Here is a 14,811-nt window from a genome sequence, read left to right as displayed (position 1 = left end):
CGTGGTGCTCGACGAGGCCGGGCTGGCCGGGTTCACCATGGAGGCGGTCGCCCGGCGCGCCGGCGCCAGCAAGGCGACCCTCTACCGCCGCTGGCCCACCACCGGGGCCCTCCTCGTCGACGCGATGGATGCGACGTACCGCCCGTTCCCGGCACCCGACACCGGCTCGGTCACGAAGGACGTCACCGAGATCCTGACCGCGTTCGTCACGCTGCTCGAACGGACGCCGTTCCCCCGCCTGCTGGCCGCGTTCATCGACGCCGCCGAACGCGATCCCGCCCTGTCGGAGATCCACCAAGATCTGACCAGGCGCCGTCGCGAACCGATGCTCGCCGTCCTGCAGCGCGGCCGCGACCGCGGCGAGCTCCCGCCGGACATGGATCCCGAGCTGACCACCGACCTATTGACGAGCCCGTTCTTCTATCGTCACTTCGTTGCCCACCGCCCCATTCCGCGGCGGATGGTCGGTGACGTGGTGGCCCGCGTCCTGTTCCCGAACACCTGACGGGTTCCGTCGGCGAAGATCACCAGCCCGGCGCGGCCGGGACGGGACTGCAGCCACGGGAGGGCATCCGTGCCGAGCGCGAACGCCGCGGTGGCGTCGATGTCGGCCTGGGTGAGTGAGTGGTGCACGACGGTCACCGACGCCACCACGGTCGGCGTGACACCGGTCCGGGCGTCGGTGATGTGCCGGCCGCGGCGGTGCAGCCCGGACGTGGCGATCGCGCCGTTGCGGATCGGTACCACCGCCGCGAGCTGATCGGGATCGAACGGGTCCTCGATCCCGATCTGCCACGGTTCCGAGTCGGGGCCCGCGACATGGCACGTCAGGTCGCCGCCGGCGCCCAGGCAGTAGTCGGTCGCGGGCAGTTCCGCGAGCTTCTGGGCGGCCCGTTCGACGGCCCAGCCTTTCACGACACCGCTCGGATCCAACCGGGCGTTCCGTCGTACATCGAACGCTCCGCCGGACTCGATCCGGGCCTGCTCCCCCAGCGCCAGCACCTCGGCCACCTCGGGCGGGCAGTCCGCGACGGCCAGGGCGCCGCGGTTGAGCCGGGAGACGTAAGAGTCCTCGCGATACGTGCTGAACACCCGGTCCGCGGTCCGGAGTACGTCGAGAACCTCGGACCAAGCGCGACCCGCGAGGTCGTCGTTGGTGTGGCGGCCGCGCAGCGCGAGGCTGATCGGCATGCCCATCACGTGCTCGACGTACCTCTTCATCAGCCCTGATCCAATGCGCTCTGCAGGGATCGCACGTAACCGTCGCTGGTGACGGTGGCGCCGCTGACCATGTCGATCTTCGCGCTCTGCGCCTGGATCGTTTCGTTGATCAGGATCGGTAGCGCGTAGTCGTTGATCTCGGCGTCGCGGTGGTTGCCGTTCGGGTACTGGACGACGTCGACCGCGGTGATCTTTCCGGCCTGCTCGGTGAGCCGGACCTGGACGGGTCCCCACTGGGTCTGCGCAACATCGCCCGTCACGGTCGACGTACCTCCTGGCGCGGGGGTGGCCGGAGTGGTCGGCGTGGTTGCTGGGGACTCGTTGGTGCCGCCACCGATGGTCGGTCCCACGGTCGCCTCGGGGCCGGAGGTCGAGGTGTGGTATCCGAACATCAGCACAACGGCCGAGACGGTACCGAGAAGCCAGAGCACGATGCGTTTCACGGGCGGTCACCACTTGAAGGATTCGAGATGGAGCCGTTCGGCCGGCAGACCGGCGGCGGTGAGGGTCGAGCGGACCAGGTCGGTCCACGTCTCGGGTCCGCACAGGTAGACGTCGCGCTCGGCGATGTCCGGGACCCAGTGCAGGAGGACGTGCAGGTCGTCGTACTTCGGTACGCCGGCACCGAACCACGAGTCGGCCCGTCGTCGCGGACCCGGCAGCGTGAGCAGCGCCAGACCGCGGTCGTTCCACAACCGCTGGAACTCCTCGTGGAACAAGGGCTCTTCGGTGTACCGCTGGATCAGCAGGGCGTCACCCGGGGCGTACTCGAGACCCTCGGCGAGCGCACGCAACGGCGTGACGCCGACACCGGCGCCGGTCAGCGCGATCTTCCGTTGGGTACGGGCGCGCGGGCTCATCCGCCCGTACGGTCCCTCCACGAATACGCGCGTACCGGGTCGCAACGTGCTGAGCGCCGCACTACCGTCGCCGGCTTCCTGCACGGTGATGCGTAGGCCGTGTCCGTCGGGCGCGGCCGACAGCGAGTACGGGTTCGCGCGCGCCCACCCGGGCCGATCAAGGAACCGCCACGCGAAGAACTGTCCGGCCTCGGCGCGGAGACGATCCAGCCGCTGCCCACCGACGTACACGGAGACCACTCCGTTCGCCTCCGGCACGACGGCTGTTACGTGGAGGCGGTGCCGGGCGTTCTGCCACACCGGTACGGCGATCCGGTACACGAGCACGGTCACGACCGCGAGCGCCCAGACCGTCCACCAGAACACGGTCCGCCCGGTGGACGCGAGGAACTCCTGGCCGGTCCACAGTTGGTGCGGGAGCGCGATGCCGACGCCCAGGTACGCGTACAGGTGCAGGAGATGCCAGGACTCGTACCGGAGCCGTCTGCGCGCCGCGCGGATGCTGGTCAGCACGCTCAGACAGAGCGCGAGCGTCCCACCGACCGCGAGCAGCATGCCCGGGTAGTCGACCGTCAGGTCCCAGAGCGTGGCCGGCGTACGTCGCAGCTCGCCGGCCGCGTAGCCCCACGTGATCGTGACGAGGTGCGCCAGCATCAGGTTGAACGATGTGAACCCGGTGATGCGGTGGATGCGGGCCAGTTGGTCCTGCCCGAACGCGGCTTCCAGGAGCGGAACGCGCGCCATCAACACGACCTGCGCCAGCAGAAGCACGGCCGCGACCAGACCGGTCAGGCGCCCGAGCGACGTCAGGCCTGTCGCCCAGCCGCCGAGTTCCTGCACACCGCCGCCTGCGACCCACCAGTACGTGACGAGTAACAGGCTCAGCCACAACGCGGCCAGGGCGCCGAGGCGGACGGCGCCGTCGGTGCGAGCCCTCCGGCCGATCGGCTCTCCTGCGGTGACAAACACACCTCAGTGTCGAATCGGCTGCTGAGCAATCGCTTGGCCTTGGCTGGCAGTCAGCTGTGAAAAGCGGTACCGTTGGGTGTTTGTGTCGAGAAATAAAAAAGAGCCCTCTTCAGGCTCACATGTTCAGAATATCAGAGCTTCTCGGGCAATGCAAGAAAGGTCGGGGGATCACGTGCTGGAGCAGGAGATCGCCGTAGAACAAGGCGATGTGACGGCGATGTACGCGCGGCTCGACGTGCTGCGGGAAAAGGCGCGAGGTGACCTCGGGCGGGTTCAGGTCGAGGAAACCACCGGCACCGATCAGGCCCGGTCGGAACGCGAGTCGTTCACCAAGCTGTATTCCGGCCGCTTCGCACAATTGTCGTCGGTCGAACGCGGATTGTGTTTCGGGCGGATCGACGAGACCAGCGGCGAACGGTTCCACATCGGCCGGATCGGGCTGTTCGACGACGAGTACAACCCGTTGCTGATCGACTGGCGGACTCCGGTGGCGCAGGTGTTCTACCGGGCCACCGCGGCCGAGCCGCTCGGCGTGAAGCGCCGGCGGCACATCCGGCTGCACGGCCGTACCGTCGTCGGCGTCGACGACGACCTGCTGGACGCCGCCGCGCTCGGTGAGAACGAACGCGGCACGCTGATCGGCGAGGCCGCGCTGCTCTCCTCGCTCGGCGCGAGCCGTACCGGCCGGATGAACGAGATCGTCGCGACGATCCAGTCCGAGCAGGACGAGATCATCCGCTCCGGACTTCCCGGCGTACTCGTGGTCCAAGGCGGCCCGGGTACGGGTAAGACCGTGGTCGCGCTGCACCGGGCGGCGTACCTGCTCTACACCTATCGCGAACAGCTCGGGCGTACCGGCGTACTCGTCGTCGGGCCGAACACCACCTTCCTGCGCTACATCGACCAGGTACTCCCCTCGCTCGGTGAGAACGACGTCGTCCTCGCGACAGTCAGCGAGCTGTACTCGGGCGTGACGGCGACCGCGCCGGAGTCTGCCGAGGCGGCGCGGATCAAGGGCGAGCTGGCGATGGCCGACGTGATCGCGCGGGCGATCGCGGGGTTCCGGATCGTGCCGACCAAGGCGATCCGGTTCAAGATGAACGCCGACGAGCTCGTGCTGCGGCCGGACGCGATCCGCAAGGCACAGCGGGGCGCGCTCGCGGCACAGCCGCTGCACAACCGGGCGCGGCCGATCTTCGTCCGGCGGATCATCAAGACGCTGGCGAACCAGATCGTCGACCGGATCGGCAAGCAGTACGTCGGGGACGCGGACGTCGAGGACCTCGAGCAGGAGCTGTTCCAGGACGACCAGGTGCTGGAGATCCTGGACCGGTTGTGGCCGGAGCTCACGCCGGAGCTGCTCGTATCGGTCCTGTTCTCGTCCGACGAGCGTCTCGCGGCCGCTGCGCCGTACCTCACCAGCGCCGAGCGTTCCGCCGTACTCCGACCACTCTCGGCGGCCTGGACGCCGTCGGACGCCGCCCTGCTCGACGAGGCGGCCGAGCTGCTCGGCGAGACCGCGGAGGTCGTGGTCGGCCGCAAACGCGAAGCATCCGAGGCAGCGGCCGCGGCGGAGGCGAACCGCGAGTACGCGAGCGGTGTGGTCGACATCGAGCTGACCGCGGAGCGGATCGAGATCATGCCGTGGGAGATCGAGCAGTTCCGCGACCTGATCGCCCAGCGCACCCAGCAACTCGCGAACCCATCGGCGGGCGGTGACCGGTCGTACGACCGTACGTCGGTCTTCGGTCACGTGATCGTCGACGAAGCGCAGGAGTTGTCCGCGATGGACTGGCGGATGCTGATGCGCCGCGCGCCACGGCGCTCGATGACGCTGGTCGGCGACATCGCCCAGACCGGGTCGGCCTCCGGCGTCCGCTCCTGGGCCGAACTCCTCGACCACTACGCCCCGCGCCGCTGGCGCACCGCCGAACTCACCGTCAACTACCGCACCCCGAGCGAGATCATGACGGTCGCCACCGCCATCCTCTCGGCGATCGACCCGACCCTGCGGCCACCGACGTCTGTCCGGGACACCGGCACCCGGCCCTTCCTCGACGCGGTCCCGGCCGGCTGCCTCGTCGACGCACTCAAAGCCGCCATCACCTCCGAACAACGAGCCATCGACGAAGGCCGCATCGCCGTCATCGTCCCGGCGACCCGCTACGACGAGTTCGCCGACGCCCTCCCGGACGTGGCGCACACCCACGACCCGTCCGTCCTCGACGGCGCCGTAGCCCTCCTGGACATCCCTCAGTCCAAGGGCCTCGAATTCGACTCGGTCATCATCGCCGATCCCCAAGGGATCCTGACCAACTCCGACCGAGGCCTCTCCGACCTCTACGTAGCAGTCACCCGAGCCACCAAACGCCTCACGATCCTCGGCGAGCTCCCGGAAGTGCTCACTCAGGTACGACGTACTCCGCGGCCGTGACGTGGTCGCCCCATTCGGTTTCTGGGGTGTCGTCGTCCACGCCTTCCCAGATCGCGGTGTGGGTCATGAAGTTGTCGGGGCAGGCGCCGTGCCAGTGCCATTCGCCGGGCGGGGTGTAGATGACGTCGCCCGGCCGGATCACGGTGACTTGCCCGCCGCGCGACTGGACGAGGCCAAGACCTTCGGTGACGTGCAGCGTCTGACCGTTCGCGTGCCGGTGCCAAGCGGTGTGGGCGCCCGGCGCGAAACGGACGATGTTCACCCGCACACGGGACGGCGCGTCGCCGCGGATGATCACGTCGAACCAGACGTCGCCGGTGAACCATTCCGCCGGGCCCTTCGCGGTCGGCGCCTTGGGGAGGATTTCCATAGAGCTTCCTTGTCTGCAGCAACCGTTCTTGCTCCCCACCCTAGGGACCGCCAGGACGCCTAGGGAGGCACTGTCAGTACATGTGAGATGATCGGCCGGCAGTGAACGGTTCATCACTGAGGGTGAGATCGTTGGGCTAATGTGTAAATTCCGTAACGAGGAGGCTCCCGGACGGCACTCTCGTCACGTACTCTGCCCAACCATGCACAGAGGCGAGCGGCGGGCCAGGCGGCCCAACGTCGTGTGGTCGGTCTTCGTGTTCCTGCTGGCGAGTGCCGTGGCCGGAGCGCTGGCGGCCGGGCTGGCGCTTCCGTTCGCCGGTCTGGTCGGCGTGACCACGGCGAAGGCGCACGACTCGGTCCAGTACCTGCCTCAGGACCTGGAGACCGCACCGCTGGCCCAGAAGTCGATCATCCAGGACTCCCAGGGCCACACCATCGCCACCCTGTACCAGCAGAACCGCACCCCGGTCACGCTCAAGCAGATCAGCCCGATCATGCTCAAGGCGATCGTCGCGATCGAGGACGACCGGTTCTACGAGCACGGCGCACTCGACTTCAAGGGCACGCTCCGCGCCCTGCTGCGCAACCAGTCCTCCGGCGGCGTCCAGCAGGGCGGTTCGAGCATCACCCAGCAGTACGTGAAACAAACCCTGATCAACAAGGCCCGCACGCCCGAAGAGGTCAAGCAGGCGACCGCCGAGACGTACGAGCGGAAGATCGCCGAGCTGCGCTACGCCATCGCCGTCGAGAAACAGATGTCGAAGGGCGCCATCCTCAACGGCTACCTGAACCTCGCCTTCTTCGGTGACCGTTCGTACGGCGTCGAGGCCGCGGCCATGCACTACTTCGGCGTGCACGCCGCGAAGCTGAACCTGCCGCAGGCCGCGATGCTGGCCGGCATCGTGAAGAACCCGACCGGCTACGACCCGATCGACAACCCGCAGCGCGCCAAGGCCCGCCGCGACGTCGTCCTGCGCCGGATGCAGGAACTGAACGTGATCACCGCCAAGCAGGCCCAGGACGCGATCAAGACCCCGGTCATCGACCCGGCCAAGGTCCGCGTCATCCCGAGCGGCTGCGCGAACTCGAAGTACCCGTTCTACTGCGAGTACGTCGTCTCGAAGCTGAAGGCGAATTCGGCGTTCGGCAAGACGCCCGAGGAACGCGAGAACTACATCGAGACCGCCGGGCTGCTGATCAAGACCTCGCTCGACCAGCGGATCCAGGCGGCCGCGCAGACCTCGATCGACCAGCACTCGAAGTCCGGCGACCAGGCCGTCGCCGCGATCACGATGGTCGAGCCCGGCACCGGGCTGGTCAAGGCAATGGCCCAGAGCCGGCCGTACGGCGCGAAGAAGGGGCAGACGGCGTACAACTACAACGTCGAGAAGTCCTACGCCGGTGGCTTCGGCGGCTTCCAGAACGGGTCCACGATGAAGGCCTTCACGATCGCGGCGGCGATCGCGAAGGGCGTGCCGACGACGTACCGGATCAATTCGCCGCAGACGATCAACCTCAGCGGCAAGGAGTTCAGCACCTGCAGCGGGACGACGTCGGACGACAGCTACAACCCGAGCAACTCGACCAAGACGATCGCCGACCCCTCGATGGTCGACGCGGCCAGGGCGTCGACGAACACCTACTTCCTGCAGCTGTCCGAGCAGATCGGGCTCTGCCCGATCGCGACCATCGCCTCCAACCTCGGCATGTACGACGCACAACAGCTCAAACCGCTCCAGCAGGTGGTCTCCTTCACGCTCGGCTCGGCGGGTCAGATCACCCCGCTGATGCTGTCGAACGCGTACGCGACGTTCGCCGCCCGGGGGATGTACTGCAACCCGCAGATCGTCACGTCGATCACCTCGCTCAAGACCGGCAAGGCGATCACGACCCCGGGCCCGAACTGCCACCGGGTGCTGTCGCCGGGTGTCGCGGACGGTGTCAACTACGTGCTCCAGCAGGTGATGGCCAAGGGCGGTACCGGCGCCAAGCTGAAGTTCGGCAAGAGCGACCTGGCCGGCAAGACCGGTACCATCCAGAACAACCACGCGGTGTGGTTCTCCGGCTATTCGTCGAAGCTTGCTGCCGCGTCGGTGGTCGCCGACGCGGATCCGCCGACCGATGATCTGATCGGCCAGGTCTTCAACGGGAAGAAGCTGTCCGACGCCTCCGGTTCCGGTACCGCGGGTCCGATCTGGGAGACCGCGATGCAGCTGGCGTTGCACGGGTTGCCGACCAGCAAGTTCGTCAGGCCCGACGACAAGATCATCCGCGGCAACGTCAAGGATCTCCCGTACCTGAAGGGGATGACGCCCGCCGACGCCGGCGCGAAACTCCTCTCGCTGGGCTTCCAGGTCCGGATGGACCACGGCCCCCGCGTCGACTCCGACGCCCCGGCCGGCACAGTCGCCTGGACCAACCCCCGCCAGGAGGACGGCGCCCCCGCAGGCTCCACCGTGGTCCTGTTCATCTCCAACGGCAGCAAGGCCCAACCCCCGACCCCACCGGTCACTCCCCCGGTCATCCCACCCCCCACGATCAAGCCCCCACCCAACCTCCCGACCTGCCCGCCCTGGGACCCCAAGTTCCCCAAGTGCAGAGGCCGCTGAGGTAGTCATTAGGCTGGGGTCCAACACCTAGTACCTGTGAAAGGACTCCCCGTGAGTGTGGATGAGCTGACTGCTCAGGTTGAGCGTGCGCGCCAGGATTACGAAGCGTTGGTGGCCCAGGGGCTCAAGCTCGATCTGACGCGGGGGAAGCCGTCGCCCAAGCAGCTCGATGCGGCGAACGCGGTGCTGCAGCTGAGCGGGGATCCGGTGTCGGCCGACGGGACCGACCTGCGGAACTACGGTGGTCTGCACGGGCTCCCCGAGGTGCGGGCGATCTTCGCCGAGGACCTGCAGGTGCCCGCGGAGCAGCTGCTCGCGGCGGGCAACTCGAGCCTCGAGCTGATGCACGACGCGGTCGTGTTCGCGTTGCTCGGGAAGGTTCCGGGTGCTCAGACCCGCTGGGCCGACGTCGAGGGGCTGGCGTTCCTCTGCCCGGTGCCGGGGTACGACCGGCACTTCGGGATCTGCGAGCGGTACGGGATCAAGATGATTCCGGTACCGATGACGCCCGCGGGCCCGGACATGGACGTGGTCGAGCGGCTGGTCGCGGAGGACGCCGCGATCAAGGGCATCTGGTGCGTGCCGAAGTACAGCAACCCGGACGGCACGGTGTACTCCGACGAGACGGTCCGCCGGCTCGCCGCGATGGAGACCGCCGCGCCGGACTTCCGGATCTTCTGGGACAACGCGTACGCCGTCCACCACCTGACGGACTCCCCCGCGCAGCTGGCCGACGTACTGGCGTTGTGCGCGGAGAACGGGCATCCGGACCGGGTGTTCGTGTTCGGGTCGAGCTCGAAGATCACCTTCGCCGGCGCCGGCGTCGCGTTCTTCGGGTCGTCCCCGGACAACATCACCTGGTGGCTGAGCCACACGGTCAAGCGAAGCATCGGGCCGGACAAGATCAACCAGCTCCGGCACGTCCAGTTCCTCCGCGACGCGGACGGCCTGCACCAACACATGCGGACCCTGGCCGAGCTGATCCGGCCGAAGTTCGACGCGGTCGACAAGATCCTCACCGCCGAGCTCGGCGGCACCGGACTGGCATCCTGGACCGCGCCGGCCGGTGGGTACTTCGTCAGCCTGCAGGTGCCGGAGGGCTGCGCCCGCGAGGTGGTCGCGAAGGCGAAGGCTGCCGGTATCGCGATCACCCCGGCCGGCGCCACCCATCCGTACGGTGACGACCCGACGGACCAGGTGATCCGGATTGCCCCGACGTACCCGGAGCTCCCCGAGGTCGAGGCCGCGATCACCGGCCTGGCCACGTGCGTCCGGCTGGTCGCCTCGGAGAAACTGCTCGCCGATCAGGCCTGAGGCAGATCGAAGATCAGGCAGTTCGAGGTTGCGTGGGCGAGGAGTTTGCCGCGTTCGTCGTACAGGTGCGCTTCGGCGACCGCCGTACGACGGCCGCGGCTGATGATCCCGCCCTCGCACCGCAGCACGCCGGAGTCGACCGTGACCGGCCTGATGAACCGCGTCATCAGGTCGAGCGAGGTGTAGCCGACACCGGCCGGCAGCGTGGAGTGGACCGTGCAGCCGGCCGCGGTGTCGAGCAGCGTGGCGATGACGCCGCCGTGCACGGTGCCGAGTGGGTTGTAGTGGAACTCGGCCGCCGGCATCAGCACGGTGACCTTGCCCTCCTCGACCTCGATCCCGGTCCCACCGACCAGGTGCAGGATCGGCGGCGCGGGCAGGTCGCCGTCGCGCATAGCGCGCAGCATCTCCAACCCGGACGACCGCCCGACCCGCGCCGCGGTCTGCGCCGGATCGCTCCACTCGAACGTCCGGCTACGCACGCCCTGCTCAGTCTCCATGGACCGAGCCTCACACCCCCCGCCTGAGTCTGTCAACGAGACTTAGCTCTCCTGACCACGTTCTGCTGGCGGAGCCCTTCGTTCCACAGTTCGGTGGTTTGGGTGATCCAGAAGGCGGCGAACAGCACGATCAGGGTTGCTTCGATGCCGAGTACTACGTGCGCCCAGCTGAACAGCTTCCACCACGCGACCATCAGCAGCGGTACGGCGACCATCGCGACCGCGATCACGGAGTACCGGTTGGCGAGTGCGCGCGGTACGCCGCGCTTGCGCCTGAGCTGCTCCGCGTTGACCACCACGACCACGACGATGCACAGGAACATCACGATCGCGGCCGCGTAGTGTGCGTGCCCGATGAAACCGGACCGGTCGGCCAGGAACCAGGCCAGTCCGCCGCCGAAGATCAGCACCGCGACCCCGAGCCCGAGCACGTACACCGGTGTCCAACCAGCCGGGTCGCTGATCCGGTCACGGATGATGAAAACCGCGGCCAGCAGCAGGCACGGTACGCCGACCACGAACAGCGCGAGCATGTTGTTCGAGACGTTCGCGGCGGCGTCGCCGAGCACCACCGGTACCGAGTGGCACTGCCCCTGCCGCGGCGTCGGCACCAGCGCCACGCCGGGCGCGAGGATGCCGGCGACGTTGAGCAGGATGTCCTCGGTCTCGGTGTTGCCCTTGAGCACCACCATGCAGACGCCGATCGTGATCAGCGCGCCGACGAAGATCGCCCGGACCGGCGTGTAGTAGTACGCGCTGATCGAGGTCTGCAGGCAATGCGGCTCGGTCTTCGACCACTCGATCACCACCGCGACCGCGAGCAGCACGATCATCGCCACCATCGCCATTCGCAGGTAGCGATAGGTCTTGATCGGGTAACCGGTCACGGCTGGCCCCCTTGAGCGCTGTCAGCCGAGTCTAATGGACTTCTTGTTCATGAACTCCTCGATGCCGGCCGGGCCGAGTTCGCGGCCGAGGCCGGAGCGTTTGATGCCGCCGAACGGCAGGTCGGCCTGGGATCCGCCGGCCCGGTTCAGGTACACCATGCCGGCGTCGATGCGGTCGGCGACGCGGCGGTTCCGGGCCGGATCGGTACCCCAGACCGACGCACCGAGGCCGAACGGCGTGTCGTTCGCGAGCCGTACGGCGTCGTCCTCGTCCTCGGCCTTGAACACGATCGCGACCGGCCCGAAGATCTCCTCGTAGTACGCGTCCATCCCGGGTGTCACGGCGGTGAGGACCGTGGCCTCGAGGTACGCGCCGGGCGTGATCCGCCGGCCGCCCGCGCGCAGTGTCGCGCCCTGCTCGACCGCCTTCGCGACCTGGGCGGCGACCTCGTCCGCGGCGGCGTTCGAGGCGAGCGGCGGGAGGGTCGTCGCGGGATCGGCCGGGTCGCCCGGTACGTAGTACTCCGTGACGCGCTTGGTCAGCCGGTCGACGTACTCGTCGTACAGGTCGGCGAGCACGATCATCCGCTTCGGCGCGTTGCAGGACTGGCCGCAGTTCCGCATCCGGGCGGTCGCAGTGGCGTTGACGGTCTCGTCGAGGTCGTTGGTGTCGAGGATGATCAGCGGGTCGGAACCGCCGAGTTCGAGGACGGTCTTCTTCAGGTTCTTCCCGGCCTCGGCGGCGACGCTCATGCCCGCCTGCTCGCTCCCGGTGAGCGAGACGCCGGCGATCCGCGGATCGGCCAGGATCGCCGGGATCTGCCGGCTGGACGCGAACGTGTTCACGTACACGTCGTCCGGTACGCCGGCCGCGTGCAGGATCTCCTCGATCGCCCGCGCCGACCGCGGGCAGATCGAGGCGTGCTTGAGCAGGATCGTGTTCCCGAGAACCAGGTTCGGCGCGACGAACCGGGCCACCTGATAGCACGGGAAGTTCCACGGCATGATCCCGAGCAACGCTCCGATCGGGCCCTTCGTGATGACCGCGCGGCCGCCTGTGATCTCGACCGGTTCGTCCGCGAGCAGTGCCGGCCCGTGCTCCGCGTAATACCGGAAAATGTCGACGACGATGCCGATCTCGCCGCGACCTTCGTTGACCCGCTTCCCCATCTCGAGCGTCATGATCGCGGCCAAGTCGTCCACCCGCTCCGCGAACAACTCCGCCGCCCGCGCCACAATCGCCGCCCGCTCCCCCACACCCCGCGCCCGCCACCCCTGATAAGCCCCCGCCACCCGCCCGATCGCCGCCTGCACCTCCACATCCGTCCAGTTGGCCACTTCCTCCACCAACACTCCACGCGCCGGATCGGTCACCGAGTACATGAATCCCTCCAACCAGAGACGACAATCCACATACTGTATACAGTCGCCGTTGGGATTCGCACTCTCCCCGTCAGTTCATCTTCCGTCGGTGAAACGTTCAGACTAGGGTGCCTGCGATGCATTGCTGGTGAATCAGACTCCATCCGCCCGCAACGTCAGGAGACTTGGATGCCAGAGATCAACCGCCGGAGGTTCCTGCAGCTGGCCGGCGCCTCGGCCGGCTTCGCCGCGATGGCGAGCAGTATCGAGCAGGCCGCCGCGATTCCCGCGCACCGCCGGTTCGGGACCATTCAGGACGTCGAGCACATCGTCGTGCTGATGCAGGAGAACCGGTCGTTCGATCACTACTTCGGCACGCTCAGCGGCGTTCGCGGGTACGGCGATCCGCGACCGGTGACCATGCCCAGTGGCAAGCCGACGTTCTACCAGAAGAACGCGCTCGGCCAGGAGATCCTGCCGTTCCGGCCGGAGGCGGACAATCTCGGGCTGCAGTTCATCCAGGACCTGGCACACAGCTGGCCGGACGCGCACGCCGCGTTCAACAACGGCCGGTACGACCAGTGGATCCCGGCGAAGACGCCGACCACGATGGCGTACCTGACCCGCGAGGACATCCCGTTCCACTACGCGCTCGCGGACAAGTTCACGCTCTGCGACGCGTACCACTGCTCGTTCATGGGTTCCACCGACCCGAACCGGTACTACATGTGGACCGGGTACACCGGCAACGACGGCACCGGTGGCGGCCCGGTCCTCGGCAACGACGAGGCCGGCTACGGCTGGACGACGTACCCCGAACGGCTGGAGAAGGCCGGGGTGTCGTGGAAGATCTACCAGGACATCGGCGACGGCCTGGACGGCGATCACGGTTGGGGCTGGATCGACGACGCTTACCGCGGCAACTACGGCGACAACTCGCTGCTGTACTTCAACAACTACCGCAACGCGCAACCCGGAAACCCCTTGTACGACAAGGCTCGCACGGGCACGAACGCCAAGGCGGGCGAGAGCCTGTTCGCCCAGCTCGCGGCCGACGTGAAGCACAACCGGCTGCCCAAGATCTCCTGGATCGCGGCGCCGGAGGCGTTCACCGAGCACCCGAACTGGCCGGCCAACTACGGCGCCTGGTACATCTCCCAGGTCCTCGACGCGCTCACCGCCAACCCGGACGTGTGGAGCAAGACGGCCCTGTTCATCACGTACGACGAGAACGACGGCTTCTTCGACCACGTCGTACCGCCCTACCCCCCGATGGACGCGAACCAAGGCCTGTCGACGGTCGATCCGAACCCGGATCTCTACACCGGCTCGAAGGCCGCGCACGGTCAGTACGGTCTCGGACAGCGCGTGCCGATGATCGTCGTGTCGCCGTGGAGCACCGGCGGCTACACCTGCTCCGAGGTGTTCGACCACACCTCGATCATCCGCTTCATGGAGTCGCGGTTCGGCGTGCACGAGCCGAACATCTCGCCCTGGCGGCGCGCGGTCTGCGGCGACCTGTCGTCCGCGTTCGACTTCGGTAGGTCGGCAACGCGGCCTACGAAGCTCCCGGACACCAGCGCGTACCAGCCGCCCGACAACAAGCGGCACCCGGACTACGTCCCGACGCCGCCCGCGTCCGGCAAGCTTCCGGCCCAGGAACGTGGCCGCCGCCGGACCCGGCCGTTGCCCTACGCACCGGTCGTCGACGGAACTGTTGCCGACAGCAAGTACAAGCTGACCTTCAGCTCCGGCCCGCACGCCGGTGCCCAGTTCCTGATCACGTCCGCGAACCGCACTGACGGCCCGTGGACGTACACCACCGAGGCCGGAAAGACCGTCGCCGACAGCTGGAACCCGATCTACTCCGGCGGCGTCACCGACCTCACCGTCCACGGCCCGAACGGCTTCCTCCGCACCTTCAAGGGCAAGCCCGCCACCGCCCTGGAAATCACCGCCCGCGAGAACGCGACCACCGGCAACGTCGTCCTCACCCTGACGACCGACGTCGCCCGCCGCGTCACCATCACCAACACCTACAACGGCAGGTCAACCACCCTGGACCTCCACCCGGGCAAGACCACCCACACCATCACCACAACCACCCGCTGGTACGACGTCTCGGTCACCACGACCACCGACCCCACGTACCTCCGCCGCTTCGCCGGCCACGTGGAAACCGGTGCCCCGGGTATCAGCGATCCAGCCATCAAGACGGTCTGACCACGTCTCTTGGGGACCGGAGAGAGGCCATAGCTTCTCCCCGGTCCCCAGCGCCTGTGC

Annotated in this window: 12 protein-coding genes; 5 read left to right on the top strand and 7 right to left on the bottom strand. The window is 67.9% G+C overall.

The window, feature by feature from the left end; translation table 11 throughout:
• Window position 1: 1 nt before the first annotated feature.
• Window positions 2-505 carry a TetR/AcrR family transcriptional regulator gene (locus FB475_RS27880; RefSeq protein ID WP_141859924.1) on the top strand — a complete coding sequence of 168 codons (504 nt, stop codon included), beginning with the start codon at window positions 2-4 and terminating at the stop codon, window positions 503-505.
• Here the strand turns inward: FB475_RS27880 and FB475_RS27875 are convergent.
• From FB475_RS27875 to FB475_RS27865, 3 genes are read right to left on the bottom strand one after another with little or no spacing between them, the layout of a single operon-like run.
• Window positions 427-1,221: an FAD:protein FMN transferase gene (locus tag FB475_RS27875; protein ID WP_202878561.1), complete on the bottom strand. Its 795-nt coding sequence runs from the start codon at window positions 1,219-1,221 to the stop codon at window positions 427-429. The genes FB475_RS27880 and FB475_RS27875 overlap by 79 nt on opposite strands.
• A complete protein-coding gene (locus tag FB475_RS27870; RefSeq protein ID WP_141859922.1) occupies window positions 1,221-1,664 on the bottom strand; it encodes an FMN-binding protein in 444 nt (147 codons plus the stop codon). Before FB475_RS27870 ends, FB475_RS27875 begins: the two co-directional genes overlap by 1 nt.
• A gap of 6 nt (window positions 1,665-1,670) precedes the next feature.
• The gene (locus tag FB475_RS27865; protein WP_141859920.1) at window positions 1,671-3,050 is read right to left on the bottom strand and encodes a ferredoxin reductase family protein; all 1,380 of its coding nucleotides are present in this window, start codon (window positions 3,048-3,050) and stop codon (window positions 1,671-1,673) included.
• A 172-nt stretch (window positions 3,051-3,222) separates the two neighbouring features.
• Here FB475_RS27865 and FB475_RS27860 point away from each other — a divergent pair, with 172 nt between their 5' ends.
• Window positions 3,223-5,484 carry a HelD family protein gene (locus FB475_RS27860; RefSeq protein ID WP_141859918.1) on the top strand — a complete coding sequence of 754 codons (2,262 nt, stop codon included), beginning with the start codon at window positions 3,223-3,225 and terminating at the stop codon, window positions 5,482-5,484.
• Here FB475_RS27860 and FB475_RS27855 read toward each other — a convergent pair.
• Window positions 5,453-5,854, bottom strand: a complete 402-nt coding sequence (locus FB475_RS27855; RefSeq protein WP_141859916.1) for a (R)-mandelonitrile lyase — start codon at window positions 5,852-5,854, stop codon at window positions 5,453-5,455. The two genes, FB475_RS27860 and FB475_RS27855, sit on opposite strands and share 32 nt — an antisense overlap.
• A gap of 202 nt (window positions 5,855-6,056) precedes the next feature.
• On the opposite strand from FB475_RS27855, the gene FB475_RS27850 reads away from it, so the two are divergent.
• Complete coding sequence (locus tag FB475_RS27850) at window positions 6,057-8,465, top strand: penicillin-binding protein (RefSeq protein WP_141859914.1); 2,409 nt, start codon at window positions 6,057-6,059, stop codon at window positions 8,463-8,465.
• A 51-nt stretch (window positions 8,466-8,516) separates the two neighbouring features.
• A complete protein-coding gene (locus FB475_RS27845) occupies window positions 8,517-9,779 on the top strand; it encodes an aspartate aminotransferase type Ic (RefSeq protein WP_185759477.1) in 1,263 nt (420 codons plus the stop codon).
• Here the strand turns inward: FB475_RS27845 and FB475_RS27840 are convergent.
• From FB475_RS27840 to FB475_RS27830, 3 genes are read right to left on the bottom strand one after another with little or no spacing between them, the layout of a single operon-like run.
• Window positions 9,770-10,279, bottom strand: a complete 510-nt coding sequence (locus FB475_RS27840) for a PaaI family thioesterase (RefSeq protein ID WP_141859913.1) — start codon at window positions 10,277-10,279, stop codon at window positions 9,770-9,772. The genes FB475_RS27845 and FB475_RS27840 overlap by 10 nt on opposite strands.
• 32 nt (window positions 10,280-10,311) lie before the next feature.
• Entirely contained in the window at window positions 10,312-11,166 is an 855-nt protein-coding gene (locus FB475_RS27835; RefSeq protein WP_141859911.1) for a hypothetical protein, read from the bottom strand.
• A gap of 21 nt (window positions 11,167-11,187) precedes the next feature.
• The gene (locus tag FB475_RS27830; RefSeq protein WP_141859909.1) at window positions 11,188-12,549 is read right to left on the bottom strand and encodes an NAD-dependent succinate-semialdehyde dehydrogenase; all 1,362 of its coding nucleotides are present in this window, start codon (window positions 12,547-12,549) and stop codon (window positions 11,188-11,190) included.
• Window positions 12,550-12,717: 168 nt separating this feature from the next.
• Here FB475_RS27830 and FB475_RS27825 point away from each other — a divergent pair, with 168 nt between their 5' ends.
• On the top strand, window positions 12,718-14,751 hold the full coding sequence (locus tag FB475_RS27825) for a phosphocholine-specific phospholipase C (protein ID WP_141859908.1): 2,034 nt from the start codon (window positions 12,718-12,720) through the stop codon (window positions 14,749-14,751).
• The last annotated feature ends 60 nt before the right edge of the window (window positions 14,752-14,811 follow it).

This window comes from Kribbella jejuensis, from assembly GCF_006715085.1.
GTDB lineage: Bacteria > Actinomycetota > Actinomycetes > Propionibacteriales > Kribbellaceae > Kribbella > Kribbella jejuensis.
The sequence above is the reverse complement of the archived record's forward strand: the minus strand, read 5'-3'. Positions and strand labels throughout refer to the sequence as shown.

What these genes read in the sequence shown, in the direction of transcription:
- FB475_RS27850 (WP_141859914.1), top strand. Translation starts at nt 6,057, where the DNA reads ATGCACAGAGGCGAGCGGCGGGCCAGGCGGCCCAACGTCGTGTGGTCG.
- FB475_RS27825 (WP_141859908.1), top strand. Translation starts at nt 12,718, where the DNA reads ATGCCAGAGATCAACCGCCGGAGGTTCCTGCAGCTGGCCGGCGCCTCG.
- FB475_RS27875 (WP_202878561.1), bottom strand. Translation starts at nt 1,221, where the DNA reads ATGAAGAGGTACGTCGAGCACGTGATGGGCATGCCGATCAGCCTCGCG.
- FB475_RS27855 (WP_141859916.1), bottom strand. Translation starts at nt 5,854, where the DNA reads ATGGAAATCCTCCCCAAGGCGCCGACCGCGAAGGGCCCGGCGGAATGG.
- FB475_RS27830 (WP_141859909.1), bottom strand. Translation starts at nt 12,549, where the DNA reads ATGTACTCGGTGACCGATCCGGCGCGTGGAGTGTTGGTGGAGGAAGTG.
- FB475_RS27840 (WP_141859913.1), bottom strand. Translation starts at nt 10,279, where the DNA reads ATGGAGACTGAGCAGGGCGTGCGTAGCCGGACGTTCGAGTGGAGCGAT.